General features: G+C 60.6%; 16 protein-coding genes, 10 tRNA genes and 1 riboswitch. Of the genes, 11 read left to right on the plus strand and 15 right to left on the minus strand.

Translation table 11 applies throughout. The features are described 5' to 3' along the window. Positions 1 to 12: 12 nt before the first annotated feature. From AB5Y94_RS09205 to AB5Y94_RS09215, 3 genes are all read right to left on the minus strand, one after another. Entirely contained in the window at positions 13 to 1830 is a 1818-nt protein-coding gene (locus tag AB5Y94_RS09205; RefSeq protein ID WP_123247383.1) for an extracellular solute-binding protein, read from the minus strand. Positions 1831 to 1912: 82 nt separating this feature from the next. Then, positions 1913 to 2956 carry an ABC transporter permease gene (locus AB5Y94_RS09210; RefSeq protein ID WP_042051029.1) on the minus strand — a complete coding sequence of 348 codons (1044 nt, stop codon included), beginning with the start codon at positions 2954 to 2956 and terminating at the stop codon, positions 1913 to 1915. Between the two features lie 2 nt (positions 2957 to 2958). Further along, complete coding sequence (locus AB5Y94_RS09215; RefSeq protein ID WP_010633023.1) at positions 2959 to 3984, minus strand: ABC transporter permease subunit; 1026 nt, start codon at positions 3982 to 3984, stop codon at positions 2959 to 2961. A 737-nt stretch (positions 3985 to 4721) separates the two neighbouring features. On the opposite strand from AB5Y94_RS09215, the gene AB5Y94_RS09220 reads away from it, so the two are divergent. The 7 genes from AB5Y94_RS09220 to AB5Y94_RS09250 all read left to right on the plus strand — a co-directional run bounded on the left by AB5Y94_RS09220 (position 4722) and on the right by AB5Y94_RS09250 (position 12485). Next, positions 4722 to 7328: a TonB-dependent receptor plug domain-containing protein gene (locus AB5Y94_RS09220; RefSeq protein WP_368205385.1), complete on the plus strand. Its 2607-nt coding sequence runs from the start codon at positions 4722 to 4724 to the stop codon at positions 7326 to 7328. 110 nt (positions 7329 to 7438) lie between these two features. After that, positions 7439 to 8203 carry a DUF3450 domain-containing protein gene (locus AB5Y94_RS09225; RefSeq protein WP_005297842.1) on the plus strand — a complete coding sequence of 255 codons (765 nt, stop codon included), beginning with the start codon at positions 7439 to 7441 and terminating at the stop codon, positions 8201 to 8203. Continuing rightward, positions 8200 to 9573 (plus strand): MotA/TolQ/ExbB proton channel family protein, encoded by a 1374-nt coding sequence (locus tag AB5Y94_RS09230; RefSeq protein WP_123247382.1) that lies wholly within the window; start codon positions 8200 to 8202, stop codon positions 9571 to 9573. Before AB5Y94_RS09225 ends, AB5Y94_RS09230 begins: the two co-directional genes overlap by 4 nt. A 10-nt stretch (positions 9574 to 9583) precedes the next feature. Continuing rightward, positions 9584 to 10111, plus strand: coding sequence for a MotA/TolQ/ExbB proton channel family protein (locus AB5Y94_RS09235; protein ID WP_005297834.1), 528 nt, complete (start codon positions 9584 to 9586; stop codon positions 10109 to 10111). 67 nt (positions 10112 to 10178) lie between these two features. Next, a complete protein-coding gene (locus AB5Y94_RS09240) occupies positions 10179 to 10586 on the plus strand; it encodes a biopolymer transporter ExbD (RefSeq protein WP_005297833.1) in 408 nt (135 codons plus the stop codon). Between the two features lie 16 nt (positions 10587 to 10602). Next, positions 10603 to 11238 carry an energy transducer TonB gene (locus tag AB5Y94_RS09245; protein WP_005297832.1) on the plus strand — a complete coding sequence of 212 codons (636 nt, stop codon included), beginning with the start codon at positions 10603 to 10605 and terminating at the stop codon, positions 11236 to 11238. 11 nt (positions 11239 to 11249) lie between these two features. Continuing rightward, the gene (locus tag AB5Y94_RS09250; RefSeq protein ID WP_010633016.1) at positions 11250 to 12485 is read left to right on the plus strand and encodes a lipopolysaccharide assembly protein LapB; all 1236 of its coding nucleotides are present in this window, start codon (positions 11250 to 11252) and stop codon (positions 12483 to 12485) included. Positions 12486 to 12900: 415 nt separating this feature from the next. On the opposite strand, the gene AB5Y94_RS09255 is transcribed toward AB5Y94_RS09250, so the two are convergent. Continuing rightward, complete coding sequence (locus AB5Y94_RS09255; RefSeq protein ID WP_368205389.1) at positions 12901 to 15903, minus strand: glycosyl hydrolase family 18 protein; 3003 nt, start codon at positions 15901 to 15903, stop codon at positions 12901 to 12903. Between the two features lie 148 nt (positions 15904 to 16051). Further along, positions 16052 to 16137: riboswitch (cyclic di-GMP riboswitch) on the minus strand. A gap of 297 nt (positions 16138 to 16434) precedes the next feature. On the opposite strand from AB5Y94_RS09255, the gene AB5Y94_RS09260 reads away from it, so the two are divergent. Beyond that, positions 16435 to 18579 carry an ExeM/NucH family extracellular endonuclease gene (locus AB5Y94_RS09260; protein ID WP_368205386.1) on the plus strand — a complete coding sequence of 715 codons (2145 nt, stop codon included), beginning with the start codon at positions 16435 to 16437 and terminating at the stop codon, positions 18577 to 18579. 134 nt (positions 18580 to 18713) lie between these two features. Here the strand turns inward: AB5Y94_RS09260 and AB5Y94_RS09265 are convergent. The 6 genes from AB5Y94_RS09265 to gltX all read right to left on the minus strand — a co-directional run bounded on the left by AB5Y94_RS09265 (position 18714) and on the right by gltX (position 21048). Next, positions 18714 to 18789 (minus strand) — tRNA-Ala (locus AB5Y94_RS09265). A gap of 34 nt (positions 18790 to 18823) precedes the next feature. Further along, positions 18824 to 18899: transfer RNA gene (locus AB5Y94_RS09270), tRNA-Ala, on the minus strand. Positions 18900 to 18947: 48 nt separating this feature from the next. Next, a tRNA-Ala gene (locus tag AB5Y94_RS09275) sits at positions 18948 to 19023 on the minus strand. A 63-nt stretch (positions 19024 to 19086) separates the two neighbouring features. Continuing rightward, positions 19087 to 19162 (minus strand) — tRNA-Ala (locus AB5Y94_RS09280). A 28-nt stretch (positions 19163 to 19190) separates the two neighbouring features. After that, positions 19191 to 19266: transfer RNA gene (locus AB5Y94_RS09285), tRNA-Ala, on the minus strand. Positions 19267 to 19632: 366 nt separating this feature from the next. After that, positions 19633 to 21048, minus strand: a complete 1416-nt coding sequence (gene gltX / locus AB5Y94_RS09290) for a glutamate--tRNA ligase (protein WP_368205387.1) — start codon at positions 21046 to 21048, stop codon at positions 19633 to 19635. Between the two features lie 261 nt (positions 21049 to 21309). On the opposite strand from gltX, the gene AB5Y94_RS09295 reads away from it, so the two are divergent. The 3 genes from AB5Y94_RS09295 to AB5Y94_RS09305 all read left to right on the plus strand — a co-directional run bounded on the left by AB5Y94_RS09295 (position 21310) and on the right by AB5Y94_RS09305 (position 24661). Then, positions 21310 to 23412 carry a methyl-accepting chemotaxis protein gene (locus AB5Y94_RS09295; protein ID WP_026141314.1) on the plus strand — a complete coding sequence of 701 codons (2103 nt, stop codon included), beginning with the start codon at positions 21310 to 21312 and terminating at the stop codon, positions 23410 to 23412. Positions 23413 to 23510: 98 nt separating this feature from the next. Next, entirely contained in the window at positions 23511 to 24179 is a 669-nt protein-coding gene (locus tag AB5Y94_RS09300) for a LysM-like peptidoglycan-binding domain-containing protein (protein WP_043170351.1), read from the plus strand. A gap of 272 nt (positions 24180 to 24451) precedes the next feature. After that, complete coding sequence (locus tag AB5Y94_RS09305) at positions 24452 to 24661, plus strand: cold-shock protein (RefSeq protein ID WP_005297820.1); 210 nt, start codon at positions 24452 to 24454, stop codon at positions 24659 to 24661. 238 nt (positions 24662 to 24899) lie between these two features. On the opposite strand, the gene AB5Y94_RS09310 is transcribed toward AB5Y94_RS09305, so the two are convergent. From AB5Y94_RS09310 to AB5Y94_RS09330, 5 genes are all read right to left on the minus strand, one after another. After that, positions 24900 to 24975 (minus strand) — tRNA-Gly (locus AB5Y94_RS09310). Positions 24976 to 24999: 24 nt separating this feature from the next. Then, a tRNA-Gly gene (locus tag AB5Y94_RS09315) sits at positions 25000 to 25075 on the minus strand. A gap of 24 nt (positions 25076 to 25099) precedes the next feature. Further along, a tRNA-Gly gene (locus AB5Y94_RS09320) sits at positions 25100 to 25175 on the minus strand. A 24-nt stretch (positions 25176 to 25199) separates the two neighbouring features. Beyond that, positions 25200 to 25275: transfer RNA gene (locus AB5Y94_RS09325), tRNA-Gly, on the minus strand. Positions 25276 to 25299: 24 nt separating this feature from the next. Next, positions 25300 to 25375, minus strand: a tRNA-Gly gene (locus AB5Y94_RS09330). Positions 25376 to 25379 lie beyond the last annotated feature (4 nt).

A 25379-nucleotide genomic window follows, 5' to 3' on the forward strand; every position in this document is an offset into this window, starting at 1 on the left:
TTCTGCGCCATATCAGTGACGTGCATAAGTCTTGTCGAGCAGGTTGATGGGCGTCAGCGCCTCCCCTGCCTCCTTGGCTTTCAGGGTCTCTTCCTTCACCTTGGGATCGAGCCAGAGCAGGCCGCCGCTGCTGTGGGGATAGCCGTCCATGGGCCAGTAGAGCAGATCCGGCGTGTTCTTGGTGGCGGGCACCTCGGGCAGCATCACGTAACGCCAGCTGCTGGCTCGCACGTAGTTGAGCTGCACTCCGGGCACGAAGATGGCCAAGTCATAGATGCGCTGCTGGATCTGGCGAGAGAGCTCGGCCCGCTTGGCCATGTCGAACTCGACGTTGTAGGCGTCGATCAGCGCATCGAGCTCCTTGTCGGCCACATTGAACAGGTTGTTGGTCTGCGGCTTGTTGGCGTTGGCGGAGTGGAACGACTCCCAATACTGCGGATAGAGACCGCCGCCGGCCCAGCCCATCCAGGCCGCCTCGTGTTTCTTCTCCAGCATTGCCTTGAAGCCGGTGGCGCCGTCCACCAGGTTGAGCTCCAGATCCAGCCCCGCCTTCTTGGCCTCTTCCTTGAGCACGGTCAACCGCTTGGAGTGCTCCTGGCTGGTGTAGGTGAGCGCCAGGGTCAGTCGCTCCCCCTTGTCGTTCTGCAGGATGCCGTCCGGCCCCGGCTTGCTGTAGCCCGCCTTGGCAAAGTAGTCGCGCGCCTTGCTGATGTCATAGGCCCGCTCCGGCAGCTGCATGTCGGTGAACTCGCCAAAACCCGAGCCGAAGGTGGTGGCTCTGTCGTAGTCGCCACGCAGCACCGTCTTGATCATCTTGTCGATGTTGAGGGCATGCTGAATGCCGAGCCGCACGTTGATGTCCGCCAGCTTGGGAGTGGCGATATTGAGATGCAGCCCCTGCCCGCCCTGCTTGGTGTCGGTCATGGCCATCACCTTCTGCACGTATCCCTGCTTGTACTCGGGAGTGACCGCTTTCTCATGCCACCAGTTGGGCAGGATCATCTCGAAGGTATCCAGCTCCCCTTTCAGGAAGTGACGGAAGGCGATGTTGTGATCGCGGATCACCTGCACCTTGATGGTGTCGAGGTTGAACCTGTGCTGGTTGTAGCGATAGTTCTGGGCCCACCACCCCTTCTGCTTGCTGAAGGTGATGGACTTGCCCTTCTTCACGTCGGTCATCACGTAAGGGCCTGTGGTGGGCACCACGGCCCAGTTGTACTGCTTCACCCAGTTGGGGGTGAGCTTGTAGTAGTGCTTGGGCTGAGGCCACAGCTCGGTGGTGTTGAGCAGATCCAGTTTGGCCTTGCGAGTACCCGCCTTGACCAGGATGGTGTGGTCGTCAATCTTCTCCACCGCCACCACCTCGGTGGTGTAGTAGTTGTTGAACCAGGGCCCCTTGATGTCTTTGGAACGCATCATTTCGTAGCCGAAGGTGTAGTCATCGGCGACCACCGGCTTGCCGTCGGACCACTTGGCCTGCGGATCCAGCTTGAAGTAGACGGTCTGGTTGTCCGGCGCGATGGCCCAGTGGGTCGCCAGCGCAGGGATGGGGTTGCCGGTATTGGGATGGAAGCTGATGAGCCTCAGCTGGTTGTCCATGATGAAGGAGCGGAACGCGCCGTTGGAGTCCGGTCCCACGGTACGAAACGTCAGCGGAAAGCTGTCTACAAACATGGTGATGCTGCCGCCGGGCAGCGCCTTGGGCGAGGCGAACACGGGGTCGGTGTCGTTGGTTTCCCACTTGAGATCCGCAGGCAGGCTGGCCGCCCACACCCAGGTCCCGTTCACCAACAAGAATAGAGCACCTATCCATTTGATTTTATTGTTCATGTTTGACTTCCTGGTCATACCCCTGCACTGGGGGTTTAGCAATTTAAGGGTGAGCAACCCGGCGCCTTGAGTGCGCCACAGGTCACTGATAACGGGTAAATTTGCGCGGGTCGAACGCCTCGCGGATCGCCTCGCCGATGAAGGAGACCATGATCAGCACCAGACTCACCGCCGCCACCACCGAGCTCACGATCCAGATGGCATCCAGGTTGTTGATCCCCTGGGAGAGCAGCTCCCCCCAGCTCGGGGTGGGCGGGGCCAGGCCAAAGCCCAGATAGTCCAGCGCCGTCAGGGTGGAGATGTTGCCCACCACGGCAAACGGCGCCAGGGTGACGATCATCATCAGGGTATTGGGCAGAATGTGGTTGAAGATGATCCGCCCGGTACCGGCCCCCTGGGCCCGCGCCGCCATCACGTAGTCCCGCGCCCGCTCCTTGTAGGTGAGGGTGCGCATGTACCAGGTGATGCCCATCCAGCCGAACAATACGTTGATGGCCACGAACAGGCCGAAGTTGGGCTTGGCCAGCGACACCAGGATCATGATGACGTAGAGAAACGGCACCTGGGACCAGATCTCGATGAAGCGCTGCAGCACCAGGTCAAAGCGTCCGCCGAGAAAGCCCATCATGCAGCCGATGGTGACGCCGATGGCGTAGCTGGCCACCAGCGCGATGAAGGCAAAGCCGATGGCGATGCGAAAGCCGTAGACCAGCCGCGCCAGCACGTCGCGGCCGCTGGTGTCGGTGCCGAGCAGGTGGCGCTCGGCCAGGCTCGGTGCATAGGGTGGGTAGGCGTCCTGCTTGAAGTCCTGCTCATAGGGGTTCCAGGGCACAGGTGGCAGCAGCACCCAGTCCCCCTTGCCCTCTGCGGTGAATTTGTCTTGGAGCTGGCGGTAGTTGGTCTCGTACTCGTAATCGAGCCCGAACTGCTGACCCGGGATCACGTCGCCATAGGTGGGAAAATAGAGCTCCCCCTGATAGCTCACCATCAGTGCCCGGCTGTTGACCAGGAGCTCCGCCAGCAGGGAGAGCAGCACCAGGGTGGTGAAGATGATAAAGGAGTAGTAGCCGCGTTTTATCGATTTGAAACGCTTGAGTTTTTTCAGCGTCACCGGATTCAGGTTCATGTTCACTCTCCAAACCGCACGCGGGGATCGACAAGGGCGACACAGATGTCGGAGACAATGTTGCCCACCAGCATCAGCATGGAGGTGATGGCCAGAATGCCCATTACGGTGGGGTAGTCCCGTTCCACGATGGCCTCGTAGCCAAGCAGGCCGATGCCGTCGATGTTGAAGATGGTCTCGATGAGGAAGGATCCGCCGAAGAAGACGGTGAGCACAGATCCCAGGTGGCTCGCGATGGGGATCAGGCTGTTGCGCATGGCGTGATCGGTCACCGCCTTGCGAAACGGCAGTCCCTTGGCCACGGCGGTGCGCACGTAATCCGCCGACAGATTCTCCATCAGGCTGTTTTTCATGGTCATGGTGAGGATGGCGAAATCCCCGATGGCGTAGGCGATGAGCGGCAGCAGTGCATGGGCGAAGAGGGTGCGGATCTGATCCCAGCTGTTCTCCATCCCGTCAAACTCGTCCCCCGGGAAGCCCCCCATGGGCAGCCACTCCAGATGAAACGCGAAGACGGTGATGAGGAAGATGCCCACCACGTAGGCGGGCAACGCATAGGCCATGTAGATAAGCATGGAGCTGACTGAATCGAAGCGGGTGTTGTGTCTGAGCGCCTTGGCCACCCCGAGCGGGATGGAGACGGCGTAGCTCAGCAGAAAGGTGGCCAGCCCGAAGAAGGCGGTCACCGGCAACCTGTCCTTGATAAGATCCCACACCGGCTCGTAATAGCGGGTCGACTCGCCGAGATCCAGCACCGCCAGCTTCTGCAGCCACTCCCAATAGGCGACCAGCATGGGCTTGTCGAGGCCGTAGAACGCCTTGAGCTCCTCGATCTGCTCGTCGGAGAGCGCCTGCGCCCCCTTGCTGCCGCTGGAGCGACCGGACTCATTCTGGGAAACCTGGGCCTGCAGCAACATGCGTTCGACCGGACCGCCCGGCACGAAACGGGTGATGGTGAAGACGAGCAGGGTGATACCGAGAAACGTCGGGATGATCAAAAGCATCCGACGTAGGAAATACGACAGCATGGTGGAACCTCGTCCTTGTTGTTCTTTTATGGCCAGTCACATCCGGTGACGGGCCCGTCCTTCCTGGCATTACTCACTGAATAGCCGATGATTGACAGACTATCCGCTCGGTCACTGTAAAAGCTCTGCAACAAAAATCAAGTAGAACTAGGGGTGCATTCTGGTCCCGGCTTGTGCAGTGGAATTTATCGTGCGTTTTTTCTGAATTTCGCAACTTCAAGATAAAAAACTACAAGATGAACAACTTAAATAACGTTTAACAATTCAACAAAACAAACAAAAACCAGCAAATAAATTAAATAAATCATTAAAAACAGCCACTTAAAATAAAACCAACAAAAGAACACCTTCTCTATATGGCTGCACATAAATAGGTGGCCAGCGCCCAGCCTGAACCTCAGCCGAACACACTACCAAAACAGACAATAATGCTAAAAACACCTAACTCAACAATATAAAACCCAGAAAGACACCACCCTTATCGATAAGTTCAAAATTAATCGATAAACTGGAATCAATTTGCTTTAACAAAACCTTTACATAGGAAAACGTTACCAAATCAGAATAAATCTCTGCCAAATGCGAACAAATAAAACATAGTCATCTTATTACCCGCCACGCCCCCATCCGTACCGCCTCAATTGACGTCAACCGCCAAACCTTGATAAGCCTTACGCATCGCCCCAACGAGGGCGGTATGGAAGCAAACAAAAAAACAACCAGGAAGGATATAAGCGATGCTTAGGAAAAGCAGACTCTCTGCTGCCGTTGCGTTTGCCTTGGCGAGCGCGGCAGTAGTGGCCACCCCTGTCTTGGCCGAAGAAGGCCAAAACGTCGAAAAACTCCAGAAGATCAAGGTTACCGGCTCGCGCATCTCCCGTGTCGACGTGGAAGGCGCCACCCCGGTTGTCTCCGTCAGCAAGGCCAAGATCGAACAATCCGGTCAGCAGACCGTGGCCGACTACCTGAAACAAGCCTCCTACAACTCCTTCGGCGGCGTATCCCCCTCCTCCGGCAGCTCTTTCCAGTCTCAGTCTACCGTTGGCCTGCGCGGTCTCGGCTCTGAGCGCACCCTGGTACTGCTCAACGGCAAGCGGGTGGCGGGCTCCCCCACCATGGGCGGCACCTCCATCAACCTGAACACCATCCCCATGGCAGCCGTTGAGCGGGTGGAAGTGAACCTGGACGGTGGCTCAGCCATCTATGGTTCCGACGCCATCGGCGGCGTCATCAACGTGGTGCTGAAAGAGGGTTACGAAGGACTGACCTTCCAAGGGCGAATTGGCAGCCCAAGTGAAGACGGTGGTGACGAGAAGAGCGGTTCCATCGTCGCCGGCATTACCGGTGAAAAAGGCTCCCTGATGACTGTCTATGAGCACGACAAGAAAGACGTCATCTACAGCCGTGACCGTGACTACCTCGCCAAGCAAGGCAACGATTCACCCAGCGTTTACGGCCGCAACGTGGAAGGCATCACGGGCCTGGACGGCAATGGCGATGCCATCTGGAAATATGGCCCTCTGGCGGGTTCCACCAATCCTGACGGCACCTGTAAAGACCCCTTTATAAACGCCGATGGTGGCTGTAACTTCAACTACGGCCAGGTTGCCGCCAAGACAGCCTCTCGCAGCCGTGACACCCTCTATGTGAATGGCCGCTATCACATCAATGACAACGTCGACTTCGTGCCCCAGATCATTGGTTCCCGGGTCGAGAGCTTTGGTCGTTTTGCTCCGGCTGCTGGTGCCTTCACCATAGACCCAGCCAACCCGAAAAATGCGCAGTTTTTCACCGACAACGGCCTGGATGCCGCCGCAACCCAAGGCCTGGGTGAAGCCGCTTACGCCTACTACCGCTTCAACAACGTCGGTACCCGTGACAACCTGGTCACAGACACGACTGGCAGCATAAACCTGGGTTTCGAGGGCACCATTGCTACCGAAAGCGTTGGTGACATGCAGTGGAACGCCGGCTACATGTACTCCAAGACCGACAACAAGGAAAACGGTACTGGTTATGTGCTGAAGTCTGCCGCCCAGAAGGCTATCGAGGATGGCAAGTTTGTCGGTGGTGAGTTTGATGCCTCCACCACGGCTTCCATGGCCGCCGACACCAGCCGTCGCTCCACCATGGACTTCTACCAGTGGTATGCCGGTGTCCAGTGGGACATGGGAGAACTGCCGGCCGGGCCGGTCAGCTGGTACGCCGGTGCCGAGTACAACGACTGGGTCTATGCCGACAAGTACGACGCCCAGTCCGAAGCCGGCAACATCATAGGCTCTTCCGGCAACTCCTCCGGTGGCGTTCGTGACGTGACTGCCGCCTATATCGAGTCCCTGGTCCCCATCACGGATCAGATTGAGCTCAACGTGGCCGGTCGCTTCGACAAATACAGCGACTTCGGCAGTGCCTTCTCGCCCAAGACCAGTCTGCGCTACCAGCCGCTGGACAACCTGATGCTGCGCACTTCCTGGTCCCGTTCGTTCCGGGCTCCCAGCCTGAGTGACCTCTACTCTGCAGACTCCTTCTCGGCCGACTGGGCCAAGGACTATGTCTATTGCGAAGCAAACGGTATCTCGGCTGCGGCTTGCCCCAACAAACAGTACGATACCACGCGGACTTCAAACAAAAACCTGAAGGAAGAGACCGCAGACACCTGGAACTTTGGCGTGGCCTACAGCCCGCTGGATGACCTGAACCTGTCACTGGACTACTACACAATCAAAATCACCGACGTCATTCAGTTGAACTCTCTGCAGTCCATCATCTATGACGAACTGAACAACGGTAGCTCCAGCAACATCACTCGTAACAGCCAGGGCAAGATCAAGGGGGCTATCGCTCCCATGGTCAACCTGGGCGAGCTGAACACCAGCGGTCTGGATTTCAAGGCTGACTACAAATACGACCTGAACGTGGCAACCATTCGTTATGACTTCGGTGGTACCTACATCCTGGAATACAAGGAAGGCCTGTATGCCGGTGGTCCGGTTGTAGACAAAATTGGCCAGAACGGTAGACCGCAGCTGCGCTTCAACACTGGTGTCGGGGTCAATGTGCCGCAGTGGTGGAACATGGACTCCTACCTGAGCGCCAGCTACATCGACTCCCAGAGCCAGGACTACATTGCCGATACAGGTGAGGAAGTGGGTCATATCGCCTCCCAGACTACCTGGAACCTGAACGTCGGTGTGGATGCCCCCTGGGACGGCAAGATCCAGGTCGGTGTGAAGAACATGTTCAACGCGGGCCCGTCCCTCGAGAGCGATGGCTTCACCTACGACGAAGATGTGTACAGCATCGACGGACGTATCTACTACCTCGACTACACCCAGAAGTTCTAATCAACTGCCGTTGATATACCAACCTAAGCCGGCCCGGTCGGGCCGGCTTTGCCCAACGTCCAAGGAAGTTACGGAGATAGGGTAATCCTATGAAAACAAGGACAATTACAATGAAGAAAGCGCTCCTCGGCAGCCTGGTTTCTGCTGCCTTGCTGACCAGCTTCAATCTGAGTGCCGCCTCTGCCAGCCAGGCAGTGGACGCTCAAGCCGCCACCGACAATGCATCCAAAGTTTCCCAGCAGAAGATCGACAACTACGCCGACTCTGCCGAATCCGCCCTCGCCCAGTACAAGGCCGCTCTGCGCCAGGTCGACAGCCTGCGCACCTACAACGAGCAGGTGGGCAAGATGGTCGAATCCCAGAGCAGCGAACTGGCCTCCATGCAGCGCCAGATCGCCCAGATCGATCAGACCAGCACCGAAGTGGTGCCCTTGATGCTCAAGATGATCGACTCCCTCGATCAGTTTGTCTCGCTGGACCTGCCGTTCCAGAAGGTTGAGCGGGAGGACCGCGTGGCGGCCCTGACCGACCTGATGAACCGGGCCGATGTCACCATCTCCGAGAAGTACCGCAAGATCCTGGAGGCCTATCAGATCGAGGAGGGCTTCAGCCGCACCATCGAGTCCTACAAGGCCAGCCTGGACAAGGATGGCAGCGAGAAGACTTACGAGTTCCTGCGCGTCGGCCGCATTGCCCTGCTCTACCAGTCCCCTGACGGCCAGGAAACCGGCATGTGGAACAAGCAGACCCGCCAGTGGGAAGAGTTGCCCCAAGAGTATCGCAGTGCAGTGGAACAGGGCCTTCGCATCGCCAAGAAGCAGGCGCCTCCCGCCCTCATCAAGCTGCCGGTTCAAACTGCGGAGAAAGCATCATGAAAGGAATCAAACTTGCCATCGCCTCGCTGATCGCGGGCGCTACCCTGGTCACCCTGCCGGTGACCGCCGCCGAGCAACCGGTGGATCTGAACGCCCTGCTCAATCAGGTCAAGGCTGCCAGCACCACTGAATCCCAGCTCAACAAGGAGCGGGAAGCCCGCTTCCTGGCCGACAAGAACGAGCAGACCGCCCTGCTGGCCAAGGCCAAGGCCGACCTGGCTGCCGAGACCGCCAGAGGCGAGCAGCTCAAGGCCACTTTTGATGCCAATGACAAGCAGCTGACCGAGCTGACCGAGACCCTGCGCCAGCGTTCCGGCAACATGGGCGAGATGTTCGGCGTACTGCGCCAGTTCGCCGGCGAGTTCAAGGGGATCTTCAACGCCTCCGCCCGTCGGGTCGAGCATCCGGAGCAGACCGCCCTGCTGACCCGCCTGGCCGAGAGCAAGGAGCTCCCCTCCAGCGATGACCTGACCGCCTTCTGGACCACCACCCTCAGCCGCATGGTCGACGGTGGCAAGGTGAGCCAGATCCCGGCCACCGTGGTCTATGGCGAAGGCAACCAGGCCGAGAAGACCGTCACCCAGATCGGCGAATTCAACACCGTTTCCGAAGGCAAGTACCTGACCTTCGTGCCGGAGACCGGCAAGTTCGAACAGCTCTCCCGTCAACCAGAGAGCAATGTGCTGGAACCGGTCGCCAAGTTTGAACAGGGCGGCGGCAGCGTCGAACCCATCTTCATCGACCCGTCCCGCGGCGTGATCCTCTCCCTGCTGGTGCAGTCGCCAACCCTCAAAGAGCGCATCGATCAGGGCGGCTCCGTGGGTTACGTGATCCTGGCACTGGGGGTCATCGGCACCCTGCTGGCGCTGTTCTGCGGTGCCCGCCTCTCCCTCATCGGCGGATCCATGCGCAAGCAGCTGAAATCCGATCAGATCATCAAGGGCAACCCCATCGGCGAGATGCTGGGAGCCTACCAGGCGCACCGTGGCGACAACATCGAGGATCTGGAGTCCAAGCTCGACGAGATCATCCTGCGCAACGTGCCCAAGTTCGAGAAGGGCATCAGCATCATCAAGCTGATCGCCTCGGTGGCACCGCTGCTGGGTCTGCTGGGTACCGTAGTCGGGATGATCGCCACCTTCCAGGCCATCACCCTGTTCGGTACCGGCGATCCCAAGCTGATGGCAGGCGGTATCTCCGAAGCCCTGGTCACCACCATGCAGGGTCTGGTGGTCGCGGTGCCCATGCTGTTCCTCTACACCATCGTACAGACCCAGAGCCGCCGTCTGATCCAGGTGCTGGAAGAGCAGAGCGCCGGCTTCGTCGCCCGTTATCAGGAACGTCTGCACGCCTCCAAAGCCGCAGCGTAAGGAGTCACCCATGTGGTTCTGGTTGATTGAAGAAGTCGAGTCGGTCCGCCGGTTTCTGGGATTGGGGGGCGACGTGCTGGTCGCCCTGTTCTTCCTGACCCTGATGATGTGGGCCCTGCTGCTGGAGCGCTGGTTCTACTTCATGGCGGTCTACCCGCAACAGGTGAAGCAGACCAAGGCCGCCTGGCTGGCCCGCAGCGATCACCTCTCCTGGTCCGCCAGGCAGATCCGCCGCGAGCTGGTCTCCCGGGTGGCCATGGCGGTGGACAAGGGGATGCCGGTCATCAAGGTGCTGATCGCCCTCTGCCCGCTGATGGGACTGCTCGGGACCGTGGTCGGCATGGTGCAGGTGTTCGACACCCTGGCCATCACCGGCACCGGCTCCCCCAGGGCAATGGCCTCGGGTATCTCCAAGGCGACGGTACCGACCATGGCGGGCATGATTGCCGCCCTTTCCGGTCTGTTTTTTGTCAGCCGGCTCGATCACAAGGCCAAGCTGGCCGTGCAGAAGCTGGAAGACAACCTGAAACACGGCTGATGCAGGATGCACTCCCCCGCCGGGCCCGGTTCTGGCGGGGGCACAGAACAAGCAAGGAGTTTTTGCCATGAGAAAACGTCACAGCGACAGCAGTGCTGATGAGGCGGCCATCGATTTGACCCCCATGCTGGACATAGTGTTCATCATGCTGATCTTCTTCATCGTCACCACCTCGTTCGTCAAGGAGTCCGGCGTGGAGATCAACCGCCCGAGCGCCAGCACGGCCGAAACGGTGAAGAAGGGGAACATCATGGTCGCGGTCCGCGAGAACGGCCAGGTCTGGGTCGACAAGCGCATCGTCGAAGTGGGTGCCGTGCGTGCCAACATCGAACGGCTGCGGGCAGAGAACCCGGAGAGCGCCGTGGTGATCCAGGCCGACAGCGAATCCCGTTCCGGTCTGGTGGTCCAGGTCATGGATCAGATCCGCATGGCCGGTGTCCAGAACATCTCCATCGCCGCCGACAAGAGCAGCTGATGCCGGAGCGAATGCCATGAGATACCTGATATCGTTAGCGGTCTCCTGCGTGGTGGTGTTCTTCCTGTTTCTGGGAATGAACAAGCTCATCACGCCGGATCACCGGGAGCTGACGGAGAAGGAGGACGTCACCATGACCGACTTCATTCGCCTCAAGCCTCAGGAGACCCTGCAAGAGAGACAACGTGAGCTGCCCAAACCGCCGCCTCCGAAACGCCCGCCGCCCCCTCCCGAGATGGAAGTGGCGAGCACGGATCGGCCGCAGATGGAGAGCTCGCCGATGGACATGCCCAAACTCGACATCCCGGTCAACATCGGCGGCGGCAACGCCCTCGGTGCCTACAGCACCGGCGGCGGTGGCGGCGGCATGGGTGGCAACAACGGCGCCATTCCACTGGCGACCTTCGAGCCCATGATGCCCCGCAAGGCGGCGCTGGCCGGCCTCGCCTCCGGCAAGGTGCTGGTGGAGTTCACCGTCACCGAGCGCGGCACCGTCAGCAACGTGCGGATCGTCAAGGAAGAGCCACGCAGCTACGACCTCGGCAAGGCAGCGCGCCAGACCATCGCCAAATGGACGTTCAAACCGGCCATGGTGGATGGCAAGCCGCAGGCCAGTCGCATGCAGCAAGAGATCGAGTTTGCGACCAACTAAGGAAGGTGGCGATGAAAAAGTTACACACCCTGATCCTCGCCCCGGTCGCCATGGCGGTGCTGCTCAGCACCGCCGGCTGGGCCGCCGAGCAGCCCGCCCTCTCTGACCGCGCCTACCGCGCGGTCAACAAGGCGCAGGCACTGATCACCGAGAAGAAATACGGCGAGGCCAATGCCAAGCTGCAGGAGGCGCTGTCCGGCGCCGGCGAGCGGGTCTACGACAAGGGGGTCATTCTGCAGACCCTGGGCTTCGTGGCGGCGCAACAGGAGAAGTACGGTCAGGCGACCAAGTACTTCGCCGATGCCATCGCCACTGGCGGGCTGCCCCAGCCGGTGGCCCAGCAGGTGCGCTACAACCTGGCCCAGCTCTACATGGCGGAGGGGAACTTCAAGGCCTCCATCAGCACCATGAACCAGTGGTTCGCGAACCTCGGCAAGGACGAGAAACCGACCCCGCACGCCTACATCACGCTGGCCAACGCCCATGTGCAGCTCAAGCAGTATCGGGAAGCCATTCCGGCGGTGGACAACGCGATCAAGCTCTCCGCGGGCAAAGCGCCGGAGTCCTGGTACCTGCTGAAGATGGCGGCCCACTACGAGCTGAAACAGTACAAGCCGGCTACCGAGGTGCTGACCGCACTGGTCGACCGCTACCCGGAGAAGAAGAAGTACTGGACCCAGCTGTCGGCCATGCACATGCAGGCGGGCAACGATGCCAAGGCCCTGGCGGCGCTGGAAGGCGCCTACAACCTCGGCATGCTGACCGAAGCCAGCGAGCTGCAGCGCCTCGCCAACTATCTGGCCTTCGCCGGCATTCCCCACCGCGCCGCCCGCGTGATGGAGAAGGCGATGAAGGAAGGGACCATCGAGAGCAATGCGGCCAACTACAAGACGCTGGCCAACTACTGGCACCAGGCCAAGGAGCTGGACCCGGCCATCGACACCCTGGCCAAGTCCTACAAGCTGGCCCCCAGTGCCGATCTGCAGTTGAAGATGGCGCGCATGATGATCCAGAGCAAGCGCTACCAGGATCTGGTGGCCTTCGCCGCCAAGCCTGCCGCCAACGCCAGCGGCGAGCAGCGGGCGGATCTGAAGTTCCTGACCGGGGTTGCCTATTTTGAGCAGCAAAAGCCGAAGGAGGCACTCTCCGCCTTCACCCAGGCTGCCCAGAACGGCAACGTCAGCGGCCGCGCCTCCCCCTGGATCAGCTTCTTGAAAGAGCAGCAGGGCGGCGCCGTCACCCAGTAACCAAGCCGCGTGCCGACCGGGGCCATCCCTCGGCAAGGCACGCAACAACACCCGGCAGGACGGGCTCCCGCCCTGCCGATCAACAACAAGGGGATTACCCCGCAGATTGCCTTGGTGGCAATTGGCCGCTCCCCGGAGCGGTCTTTTTTATGCCCCTGCCTTTATTACCCCGCCATAAAAAAAATCCGGAGCCTGGGCTCCGGATTGAGTCATTGCCTTGCGAGAGAACAGGCCTGGCAGAGTGCCGGCCTGTCTCTCAAACGGTCATCAGTAACTGCACACCAGCTTCCAACTGCCGTCGCCCGCTCTGAGCCCGCTGCAGGTGCGGCAACTTGGACAACTCAGTAGCTGCATACCTGTTTCCAGCTGCCATCGCCCGCCTTGGGCTCGCTGCTGGTGCGGCAGCTTGGACAACTCAGTAGCTGCATACCAGTTTCCAGCTGCCGTCGCCCGCCTTGGGCTCGCTGCTGGTCCACCAGTTGGCCTGCCAGACCGCCTTGTTGTTGGTCATACGATCACCGCCGTTGGCGTGATCCCCCTGCGGCCAGGTCGGATAGGCCTTGTAGGCGGCCGGATTGACGTTCTGGCTGCTGCAGGTGGTACCGCCCGGGTTCTCACCGCCACCACTGCTGCCCAGCACGGCCTCCGGCAGGGTCGGGAACTCGGCCTTGAGACCCGCAGTCTGGGTGCCGCTGATGAGGCGGATACCGCTCGGTACACCGGCGGCCGGCAGATAGTAGGTCATCGCCACTTCCACATCGCTGCCCGGCGCCCACGCCTTCCAGCTCGGCAGCGTGAAGGCCGCCTTGTGGAAGTCCTTCTCGTTGGCGATGCCGTCGGAGTTCTGGTTGCCGCCGCTCTCCACCACTTTCAGCCCCATCCCGCTCTGGTCGGTGATGGTGTCGGAGGTGGAGGTGGGCACCAGAAACTCGATGCGGGTACCGCCCGGAATGGTCTGGGTCGAGTTGTTGGTGAGTTTCAGGGTCGGGTTGATCGGGTAGTTGGAATCCCCCTCCTTGAAGCCGGAGAGGCTCACCGCGATGTCGAGCTGGGCAGTTGGCGCCGCCAGATCGTTCTGCCTGGTGTCGTACTTGGTCGCCTTGGCAAACTTGTCGTAGGCGAGCGTGGTCAGGGTATCCCCCATGCCGTACTCGTTCTTGGCCGGATCGAAGGCGTAGTCACCCGCCATCTCCCAGAACATGACCCCGCCCAGGCCCCGCTTGATGATGTAGTCGAGCTTGTGGCCCATGGACTCTTCATCTTCGGTGGAGAGGAACACCTTCTTCTCTTCGTTCCAGAGCCAGGGCGCCTGCGCCTTGTCATCGTAGTAACGCACGTACTTGCCCTGCATCACGTGAGCCGGGTTGTTGGGATCCAGACCCCAGGCCTGACCGTAGCTCGGCATGGTGGTGATACCCAGGCTGGCGGCGTTCTCCAGGTTCTTGGCGTGCCACATGGGCACGGCGCCACCGCCGATCTCCTTGCCGTTCTTGTCGAGATCGTGCCAGATGTTGTCGATGCCGACCGCCCCGTTGCCGCACGGAATGGTGCTGCCACCGGTACCCGGCTGACAATCGCTCTGGCTCGGTAGGGCTGCCTTGCCACCCAGACCGTGGGTGCCACCGCTGACCCCTTGCCAGCCGCGGGTGTAGTAAGGCACGCCCACGTTGATCTTGCCGGCCGCCAGGGCGCCACGGAAGTAGTGGGCAGACCAGGCCGCGTTGAGGTAGCCGATGCCGCCAAACTGGCTCTGGGTATAGACGCCCCAGTGAGCGAGTTCGGCATCCGCCTTGTTGTCGAACAGGGCGGCGTTGTGACCGACGAAGTTGTTCCAGGCGCCGTGGAAGTCGTAGGTCATCAGGTTGACGTAGTCGAGGTACTGGGTGACCTGGAAGTTCTCCATGCCGCGCAGCAGGTAGGCCGAGGCCGGCGAGGCGATGGTCAGCATGTACTTGCGACCATCCTCGCTGCCGGCGCTGTCGAGCTTGCTGCGCAGGGTCTGCATCAGCACCTTGTAGTTGGCAAACAGCTTGCCGCGGCACTGGTTGGAGAGCGGGAAGTCGTTGGGGTTGCCCGCATCCTTCATGGAGGTGGGATACTCGTAGTCGACGTCGACCCCGTCAAAGCCGTACTGGCGGATGAAGCTCACCGCCGAGTTGGCAAAGGCGTTGATGCCGTCGGTGTTGACCGAGCAGTCACCCTTGGTGGTGGCGGTATAGAAGCCGCGGGTATCGGCCCAGCCCCCCACCGAGATCAGGGTCTTCACGTCCGGATACTGCTTCTTGTACTTCGACAGCAGGTTGAAGTGGCCCTGATAGGCGAACTCCGGATCCATCTCGGCACCCGGCACGCCGTCCCAGGTCATCTTGGTGGCCGAATCGTCCACCTTGATGGTGTGGCTCTGCTCGTCCACCGCCGCGAAGGCGTAGTTGATGTGGGTGATCTTGTTCCAGGGGATGTCGCTCACCAGGTAGGAGGGCAAGCCGTTCTTGCCGGTACGCCAGGAGGTGAAGTAGCCGATGACCCGGCGGGCGTGATCATCCCCCATGCACTCGTAACCGTCCGGGCGGTAGATCTGGCGAATGTCGCAGGAGAGGTTGCCACCGGTGGGCGGCAGGGCGGCCTCTTCCACCTGCACGTCGACCTGGGCCGATTCGCCGCTAAGGTTCTCCTTGTCGGTCGCCACCAGCTTGAGACCGGCCAGCCCCTTGCTCTGGGGCGTCCAGTTCACCTGCCAGGGGGCACTGGTGTCTTCACCCACTTTCTTGCCATCGACGAACAGCTCGACCTTGGCGACGTCGTCGTTGGCATCGGTGACGTTGCCGCTCACCGCCACGCTGCGACCCAGGGTCACCTTAGCGCCGGCGGCCGGGCTGCTGATGCTCACCTTGGGTGCCTCCGGCGCCACCACGGCGGCGACCTTGAAGCTGGAATCTGCTTCACTCAGTACCTTGCCGTCTTTATCCAGCGCCCGCGCCTTGAGGGCGTGGGCGCCGACACCGGCGGCACGCCAGCTGCCGTTCCAGGGCGAGGCACTCGCCGTGGCGACCAGGGTGCCGTCGATGAGGTACTCGACCTTGACCAGCGCCGTCACCGGGCCGCTCAGGGTCACCGCCAGCGCGACGCTGGCCCCTTCGTTGACACTGGTGCCGGCAGCCGGCGAGCTGACGGCTACGCCGAGCGCCGGGGGCGGCACCTCCCCGCCATAAAGTTTCCAGGCATCGGCCCAGACGACCCCGACACCGGGCTCATAGTGATAGGGCGAGGCCCCGCACCAGCCGGAGTAGGGAAATTCTTTGCACTCATAGAGATTGCCGACGTTGCTGACGATGTCGCCGGCCTTGTAGGCGGTACCGGCCTGATAGGCGGGATAAGCGGCCTGTGCCCAGGCGGGCATGGCAGCCAAAGCCACCAGCATGGCAAGCCTGCTGGGCCTTAGGGTCTGTTGCATATTGTTATCTTCCTTGTTTTGTCTTGGCATTGGTCTCCAAGGCAAAGCACAAGCGCAACCTGCGTGATGGGCACAGACAACTGGCAATGGACCTGCCACAAACGTCACCCTCACCCTGGGAAGCCCCGCTATCTGGATCGCTCGATCTGAAGACCGGAGGCATTGCGTCCCGGCATCTCGACCGGTTTGCCCTTTACCTGGGTTCCGTGAGGAACAAGCCGAGTATAGGAATCAACCAGCCGAGTCTCAATCTTCATTCTCGAGGAAAAATATGTGGATGCCAGCGGGATCACATTTTCGCCAATCGGATGAAATAACAAATTTGTCATTAGTTTCATGCTGTTAGCCAAGTCAAAAAAACCGGCATTGCCCTCATTTGTATCCCCGTAATGTGCGTTGGCTCACTGGTACGACATGCCAGAAATGTGACAATGCGCGCCCTTGGCCGATGCGCCAAGGCTATGGAAACACTGGCAAAAAATAAAAAAAGGAACAGATATGAAAGGAACACGTACCCTGCTGTCGCTGGCCGTGGGGATTGCGCTCGCCTCTCCGTCCGTCTATGCCGCTGGCTTCAGCTGCCCGGCCGACAGCGACCTCACCCCGATCCCGGTCATTCAGGGCAGCGGTGACAAGAGCCCGCTCATTCCCGCCGACAAGTTCGAAAGCCCCCAGAGCGTCATGGTCAAGGCGGTGGTCTCGGGTCTGGGCGAGAGCCTCAACAAGGGGTTCTACCTGCTGGATGTGCAGGGCGACGGCAACCCCCAGACCTCGGACGGCATCTTCGTCTACCTCAACGACAAAAACTTCGCCAGCAAGTATCCGGACATCAAGCCGGGCGCCGAAGTCTGCCTGGAGGCCAAGGTCGAGGAGTATTACGGCCACACCCAGCTCAAGCCAATGACTGACAACGGCACCGCGCGCCTGCAGGTGATCGCCCAGGGCGCAGCCCCGGCCGCCATCCCGCTGCGGGTGCTGGAAAACGAGACCCTGGCCCGGGCACTGGAGCGCCACGAAGGGATGCGGGTACGCCTCGATGCCGACAGCGCGCTCAAGATCAGCCGCAACTTCAGCTATGACTACGCCGCCCGACGCAACAACCTGGTGCTTTCCCACCAGGCGCCGCTGATGAAGCCGACCCAGCTGCACGACGCCGACAGCAAGGCCGCCAAGGCGCTGGCCAAGGCCAACGCCGGCAACCGGGTGTTCCTCGAATCGGACTTCAAGGCCGCCGACGGCAAACTGCCCTGGCTGCCGGCCTGGGAGCCGGAGCAGGGTTACCTGCGCATCGGCGATGCCCCGGTCAATCTGGACGCCATGGTGGGCTACAGCTACAACGAGTACCGGCTGATCGTGCCGCAGGATCAGGTGATCACCGCCGGCGATCTGCTGCGCACCAGCGACAACGACCGCCAGAGCGCTCCGGCCCGTGCCGACGGCACCGATCTGCGCGTCGGCAGCTTCAACGTGCTCAACTACTTCACCAGCCACTCCAGCGTGGGCGGTGCCCTCAACGTGCTGTGCAAGGATCAGGCGGATGCGGACAGCGCCAAGGGCTGCAACCGCGGCGCCAAGAACCTGGAGGATTTCCAGAAGCAGCGCGCCAAGATAGTCAACGCCATCACCGAGATGGATGCTGACCTGCTCGGCCTGATGGAGATGGAGAACAACGGCTTTGACAGCCACTCCGCCATCAGCGACCTGGTGCAGGCCCTCAACGCCCAGCAGAAAGAGGCGGGCAAGCAGTACGCCTTCGTCACCCTGCCCAAGGCGCTGCTGCAGGGCGAGCACTACTTCGGTGGCGACGCCATCATGGTGGCCATGATCTACCGGCCGGCCAAGCTGACCCCGCAAGGGGATGCCAACGTCATCACCCTGCCGGTACAGAAATACCTGGATGCCAAAGGGGTCGAGAAACAGGCCTCCCAGCGTGACTCCCTGGTGCAGACCTTCACCGTCGAGGGCAGCAAGGATCCGCTGACCCTGGTGGTCAACCACCTGAAATCCAAAGGCTCAGGCTGCCTGGAGAACCTGGACGGCAAGGAGCCGGCCGATCTGCAGGGCAAGTGCACCGAGTTCCGGGTCAGCGCCGCCAAGGTGCTGGGCGAGGCGGTGAGCAAGCTGCCCGGTCAGGTGCTGCTGGTGGGCGACTTCAACTCCTACGCCCGGGAAGATGCGATCCGGGTGCTGACCGACTATGTGCCGACCGACGGCCAGCGCAAGATTTTCTCCGCCTCCCAGACCTTCCTCGGCGACCAGGTCTTTGAGCAGACCGGCAGCGAGGTGGCCAAGAGCTACGGCCTGGTGGACATGAACGTCAAGTTCAACAAGGAGAAGGCCATCTCCTACAGCTACGAGGCCGAGCTCGGCACCCTGGACTATGCCCTCGCCAACCCGGCGCTGGCCGGCAAGGTGATCGCCGTGGCCGACTGGCACATCAACTCGTTCGAAAGCAACCTGTTCGAGTACGGCCGGGACTTCACCGGCGACATGATCAAGTCGGACAACCCGTTCAGCGCCTCCGACCACGACCCCATCATCGTCGACCTCAAGCTGAAAGAGGAGAGCAACGGCGGTGGCGGTGCCATGGGCGCCCTGCTGCTGGCCCTGCTGCCGCTGGCCTGGCGTCGCCGCCACGGCTGATGACCCTTGCCATCAAGCCAAAAGCCCGCAGCGATGCGGGCTTTTTTATGGATCGTCGGCACGACCGGTGAACGGAGCGCAAAACAAAAAGGCCACCGCAGTGCGGTGGCCTTTTCTACTTTCATTACGAAATATGGTGGAGCTACGCGGGATCGAACCGCGGACCTCTTGCATGCCATGCAAGCGCTCTCCCAGCTGAGCTATAACCCCGATATGTGTGAGTGACGTTGAGTCACTCTGAATTTGGTGGAGCTACGCGGGATCGAACCGCGGACCTCTTGCATGCCATGCAAGCGCTCTCCCAGCTGAGCTATAACCCCAAATTCGGTACTGAATGAATGGTTCTGGCGGCCAATCATCCTAAATAATGGTGGAGCTACGCGGGATCGAACCGCGGACCTCTTGCATGCCATGCAAGCGCTCTCCCAGCTGAGCTATAACCCCACAAAGGTCGGCCTGGGTGATACACACCGCACTGCCCTGGGCACTTCATTTCAATCAGGAACCTGGTGGAGCTACGCGGGATCGAACCGCGGACCTCTTGCATGCCATGCAAGCGCTCTCCCAGCTGAGCTATAACCCCTTGGATTCCAGATTGTTCGAGGAGAATTTGGTGGAGCTACGCGGGATCGAACCGCGGACCTCTTGCATGCCATGCAAGCGCTCTCCCAGCTGAGCTATAACCCCAACTCACCTCGGCGCTACCAAAGTTATCTCCGGCAACGGAGGCGCATGATAGGCACCGGCCGCTTTGCTGTCAACCCAAAAATAACGGCGATTCGCGCGTTTAGTCAAAATTCAATCAGTTAGCCGATTTAACCGGCAATGGCACAGCTATCTCGCTGTTTTATGTCACAAAACCGGCCCTTGACCAAAAACAAAGGGCCCCCGCACAGGAGCCCTTTTTCAAGCGATGGTTGGCGCTTATTCGGCGGCCGTGCGCGCTTCGATATACGCCAGAGCGCGATCGATACGGGCGAGTACCCGCTCCTTGCCCACCAGCGCCATCACGGCGTCGGAGATGCCAGAAGGGAATGCCCCGGCGGCCTGCTATTACTCGGCAGCCATGCGCGCTTCGATATACGCCAGAGCGCGCTCGATACGGGCGAGTACCCGCTCCTTGCCCACCAGCGCCATCACTGCGTCGATGGCGGGGGACTGACCCAGCCCGGTGACGGCTACGCGCAGCGGCATGCCGACCTTGCCCATGCCCTGACCCAGCTCGGCAGCAGTGGCTTCAATCAGCTCGTGCAGCGCTTCGGTAGTCCAGGTCTCCAGGGCAGCCAGCTTGGCCTTGGCCAGGGTCAGCGGCTCGGCGGCAACGCCGCGCAGGTGCTTCTTGGCTGCTGCTTCGTCGATCGCCTCGTACTCTTCGAACAGATAGCGGCTCTGGGCGGCCATCTCGACCAGGGTGTTGCAGCGCTCGGCCAGCAGGGTCACCACGTCGGCCAGGGCCGGGCCCTTGCTGGTGTCGATCTTCTGGTCAGCCATGTGCCAGGCCAGATGCTTGGCAACATAGGTCGGATCCAGGCTACGCATGTAATGGTTGTTCAGCCACAGCAGCTTGTCGGTGTTAAACGCCGAGGCAGACTTGGAGATGGCGTCCAGGCTGAACAGCTTGATCATCTCCTCCAGACTGAAGATCTCCTGATCGCCGTGGGACCAGCCCAGACGCACCAGATAGTTCAGCAGCGCTTCCGGCAGGTAGCCGTCGTCGCGGTACTGCATCACGGAGACAGCACCGTGGCGCTTGGAGAGCTTGGCGCCGTCGTCACCCAGGATCATGGAGACGTGGGCAAACTCAGGCACCGGCGCGTTCAGCGCCTTGTAGATGTTGATCTGGCGCGGGGTGTTGTTGATATGGTCTTCGCCACGCACCACGTGGGTGATCTCCATATCCCAGTCATCGACCACCACGCAGAAGTTGTAGGTCGGCGCGCCGTCGGTACGGCGGATGATCAGATCGTCCAGCTCGGTGTTGGCGAACTCGATGCGGCCACGGACGTGGTCATCGAACACCACGGAACCTTCGGTGGGGTTGCGGAAACGGATGACGTGGGGCGCATCGGCCGGATGATCGTGGGCGTGATCACGGCACTTGCCGTCATAGCGGGGCTTCTCGCCGTTGGCCATCTGGCCTTCGCGCAGCGCTTCCAGCCGCTCCTTGGAGCAGTAGCACTTGTAGGCGCGGCCGTCTGCCAGCATCTCGTCGATCAGACCGTTGTAGCGATCGAAGCGCTTGGTCTGGTAGTAGGGGCCCTCATCCCAGTTCAGCTCCAGCCATTCCATGCCCTCAATGATGGCGTCGATCGCCTCCTGAGTGGAACGTTCCAGGTCGGTATCCTCGATACGCAGCACGAACTCACCGCCCTGGTTCTTTGCAAACAACCAGGAATAGAGTGCGGTACGGGCACCGCCGACATGCAAAAAGCCGGTCGGGCTGGGAGCAAAACGGGTTTTGACTTTCATCTTTAAGCCTTGTGTAGAGGGCCTTGGGCCAATTCGTTAAAAAAACCGTCGCATTTTAGCACCGACAATGACGGATGGGAAAACCATGGCGCTGCCACGAGCCAAAGTAGGGGGAACAAAGCACCGGTCCGCCCCCTTGCCACCTGATGTTTGAAGGGGATCGCAAAACAAAATCCCCGTTTCCTATTTGCTATGCAAAGTGTTGGAGAGCTGCCTCCTCCGGCCGATATTCAAATAACGCTCACCAACAAGGAAGAGACGATGCAGTTCCGTTCTATCCAGAATCGCATTCTGGTGATGGCCGGGATCGCCATGACCGCCGCCCTGGTCATCCTGATCCTGCTCAACCAGTACTCGGGTCAACAGACCCAGAAGCTGACCATCAGCTCCAGCCGCGCCGCCCTGCAGCAGGAGGCCTGGCAGAAGGTCAGCGCCAACGCCCGTGCCGAGGCCGCCACCATCACCCAGTTGCTGCAAAAGGGGCTCTCCTATACCCAGCAGATGGCCAGCGCCCTCGCCCTGCAGCAGGAGGGCAAGCTGCCGCTGGATCGCCAGCAGGCCACCGACCTGCTCAAGGCCCAGCTCGCCCTCGAACCCCAGCTCTACGGTGCCTTCGCCGGCTTTGAACCCAACGGCTTCGACGGCCAGGATGCCAGCTTCGCCGGCCAGACGGCGCTGGGCAGCGACAGCAAGGGGCGCTTCGTCCCCTACTTCTATCGTGACAAGGATCAGATCGGCACCGACCTGCTGCTCTCCATCGAGAAGAGCGATCCGGATGAGTTTGGCAATCCGGCCAACGACTACTACGCCTGCCCGAAACGGGAGGGGCGCTCCTGCCTCATCGACCCCTTCAAGGTGGACATCAACGGCCAGCAGGTGCTGGTGAGCACCATCACCACCCCCATCATGGTGGGCGGCCAGTTCAAGGGGATAGCCGCCCTCGATCTGGCGGTGGACTCCATCAGCCGTCAGGCCCAGTCCCTCAACAGCAACATCTATGACGGCAAGGGCGAGACCCTGATCGTCAGCGCCGCCGGCGTCATCACCGGCACCAGCGGGGATGCCAGCCTGCTCGGCAGTCGCGCCGACAAGCTGCTCGGCAACGGCTGGCAGCAATACCTCAAACCCGAGGTACAGCGCGAGGAGCTCGACGATGCGTTTCGCATCTCGGTACCCATCGCGGTGCCGGGCATGAGCCGCAACTGGGCCATCATCGTCACCCTGCCCTACAAGGTGGTGCTGGCCGGAGCCGATCAGCTGGAAGCCCAGCTGGGCGACATGAACCGGGCCGCCATGACCCAGCAACTGGTGGGTGCCGTCGTGGTGCTGGTGCTGGCGCTGGCCACCATGCTGGTCATTGCCCGCAGCATCACAGGCCCCATCCGCCAGATGGTGAGCCTGGTGGATGACATCGCCGATGGCGAGGGGGATCTCACCAAGCGGCTCAATACCCAGTCCCAGGATGAATTGGGGGATTTGGCCAAGGGCATCAACCGCTTCATCGACAAGCTGCAGGTGCTGCTGGGGGATGTGCTCAAGACCGCCAGCGAGGTCAACCGTCACGCCGGCGACACCGACCGCATCGCCGGCCAGACCGACAACAACCTGCAGCACCACCAGGCGGAGATGGAGCAGATGCTGACCGCGGTGCAGGAGATGTCCTACGTCAGCCAGGAGGTGGCGACCCACGCCAACAACACCGCCGACTCCGCCAAACAGGCTCAGGGCGCGGCGGATCAGGGCAAGGTACGCTTCCAGCAGGTGATCCAGTCGATGCACAAGGTGGCCGCCGAAGCCGGCAAGGGCGCCGAGGTGGTGGAAGGGCTGGCTCACGACAGCGAGCAGATCACCAGCATCCTCACCGTCATTCAGGGCATTGCCGATCAGACCAACCTGCTGGCGCTCAACGCCGCCATCGAGGCAGCCCGGGCCGGCGAGCAGGGTCGCGGCTTTGCGGTGGTGGCCGACGAGGTGCGCAAGCTGGCGGGCAACACCCAGCAGGCGGTGCAGAATACCCAGGAGCTGATCGAGAAGATCCGCCACAGCTCGGCCAACGCGGTCAACGCCATCAACCAGAGCCAGCAGCTGACCCATCAGGCGGTGGGGGAAGCAGACCTGGCGGAAGAGGCGCTCGGCAGCATCTATCAGGCCATCTCCACCATCAACGACATGACCTACCAGATCGCCTCCGCCGCCGAGGAGCAGAGCTCGGTCTCCGAGACCGTCTCCGGCAATCTGTCAAAAACCAACGCACTGGCCAACGACATCGCCCAGGATGCCACCGAGACAGCCAAAGCCAGCCAGGCATTGCGTCAGGCGGCCGAGCGTTTACAGCAATTGTTGGGACAATTTCGTCTCAGCTGATAATTTTCACGGTCAGGACTCTCCCCCTCGGGGGCGAGTCCGTTTACCATAGGCACGAATTTGCCTGATGGCAGGCAATGTAGTGAGAGGTAAATGCCGTGCCCACCCCGGACCGTCGCCCCCGTGGCCACAACAGACGAGCCCAGCAGCGTCGCCAAGACGAATCACAAGGATCCCTGCTCCATCGTATCAATGCCGCTACCCTGCCCCTGCGCCAACGCATCGGCCAGGGCATGAGCGGACTTGGCCAGCGCGGCCAGGAACCTAGGACTGGCAAGTTCAAACTGGCCAGCCCGCTGCCCCGCAAGCACACCATAGGGCTGCTGATCCTGATCCCGCTCTGGCTGCTGGTACTGGCCTGGGAACCCGCCCCGACCGAACCCAAGGCGGCGCCGTCCGGTTCGCTGACGGTACCCATCGCCGTACCGGCCCAGGCCCTCACCGTGGGCAACGGCGCCAGCGGCAATACCCCCGCCGCGGCCAAACCGGTGGAAGAGAAGGTCAATGGCACCTGGCTGCAACACGATGTGCAGGCCGGTGAAACCCTCTACTCCATCTTCCGCAAGTTCGAGCTGCCGGGCGCCGAGCTGAGCCGCCTCATTGCCATTGAAGGGCCTGATCGCCCGCTGACCCGCCTGCAGTCTGGTCGCGCCATCTTCATCCTGGTGGACGACACCCGCCGCATCCAGCGGGTCGAGATCCGCTCCTACGGTCAGGCCATCTATCGCTACGACCGACAGGGCGAAGGATTCGCCCTCAAGGAGTGATGAAACGGGAGGCCTGGCGCCTCCCGTTTTTTTGACCGGTTCCCGTGAAACAAGCTACTGACTTCACAATATTTTTAGCTTGCTCAAAAAATGAAAAGTGCCAAATTGACAAGGGATCGTGCTCACGTACAATCGTTTGTGCTTTAGACAGGGATTGTGCTACATGCTACTGGGACAAATTGACGTGGTCAGTCATGCTTCAACCTCTGCTTTCTAGGCAAATGCTGCCCAACCAGGCTTAGTTTCATTTTGTTATAGATAGGACTTACCACATGTCTGACATTCGCACCGGCCAAGTAAAATGGTTCAATGAGACCAAGGGTTTTGGCTTTATCGAGCAATCCCAGGGACCGGACGTTTTCGTTCACTTCTCCTCCATCCAGAGCGCCGGTTTCAAGACCCTGGCTGAAGGTCAAAAAGTACAGTTCACTGTGACCCAGGGCAAAAAAGGTCCTCAGGCTGAGAACGTTACCGTTATCTAAGCCAGCGCCAGTGAGCCGGTAGGAGGAGCCCTCGCCCCTCCTATTTTTTTGCCTGCCATTTCCCCTTCCCCACCACGATCATCAACCTGCCCGCAGCAGCAACAGCCCTTCCCGCCCTTGTGTACGACACGAGTACAGCAAACATGGATCTGATCTGGCTAAACGCCGGATACGACAAATCATCGCAGCGCGATGTAATGGGCAATTCAAATGGATGGTGAGGACTTCTAAGAGAGATTGGAGCGGGAAACGAGACTCGAACTCGCGACCCCGACCTTGGCAAGGTCGTGCTCTACCAACTGAGCTATTCCCGCAACAGGATGTCATTTGCAAGTGATTGGAGCGGGAAACGAGACTCGAACTCGCGACCCCGACCTTGGCAAGGTCGTGCTCTACCAACTGAGCTATTCCCGCAACGGAATGTCACTTACAAATTTTTGGAGCGGGAAACGAGACTCGAACTCGCGACCCCGACCTTGGCAAGGTCGTGCTCTACCAACTGAGCTATTCCCGCAACAGAATGTCATCTGCAAGTGATTGGAGCGGGAAACGAGACTCGAACTCGCGACCCCGACCTTGGCAAGGTCGTGCTCTACCAACTGAGCTATTCCCGCATCGGAATATCACTTACAAATTTTTGGAGCGGGAAACGAGACTCGAACTCGCGACCCCGACCTTGGCAAGGTCGTGCTCTACCAACTGAGCTATTCCCGCAACA

Source organism: Aeromonas sp. s5 (assembly GCF_040907865.1).
In the GTDB taxonomy this organism is placed as follows: domain Bacteria; phylum Pseudomonadota; class Gammaproteobacteria; order Enterobacterales; family Aeromonadaceae; genus Aeromonas; species Aeromonas dhakensis.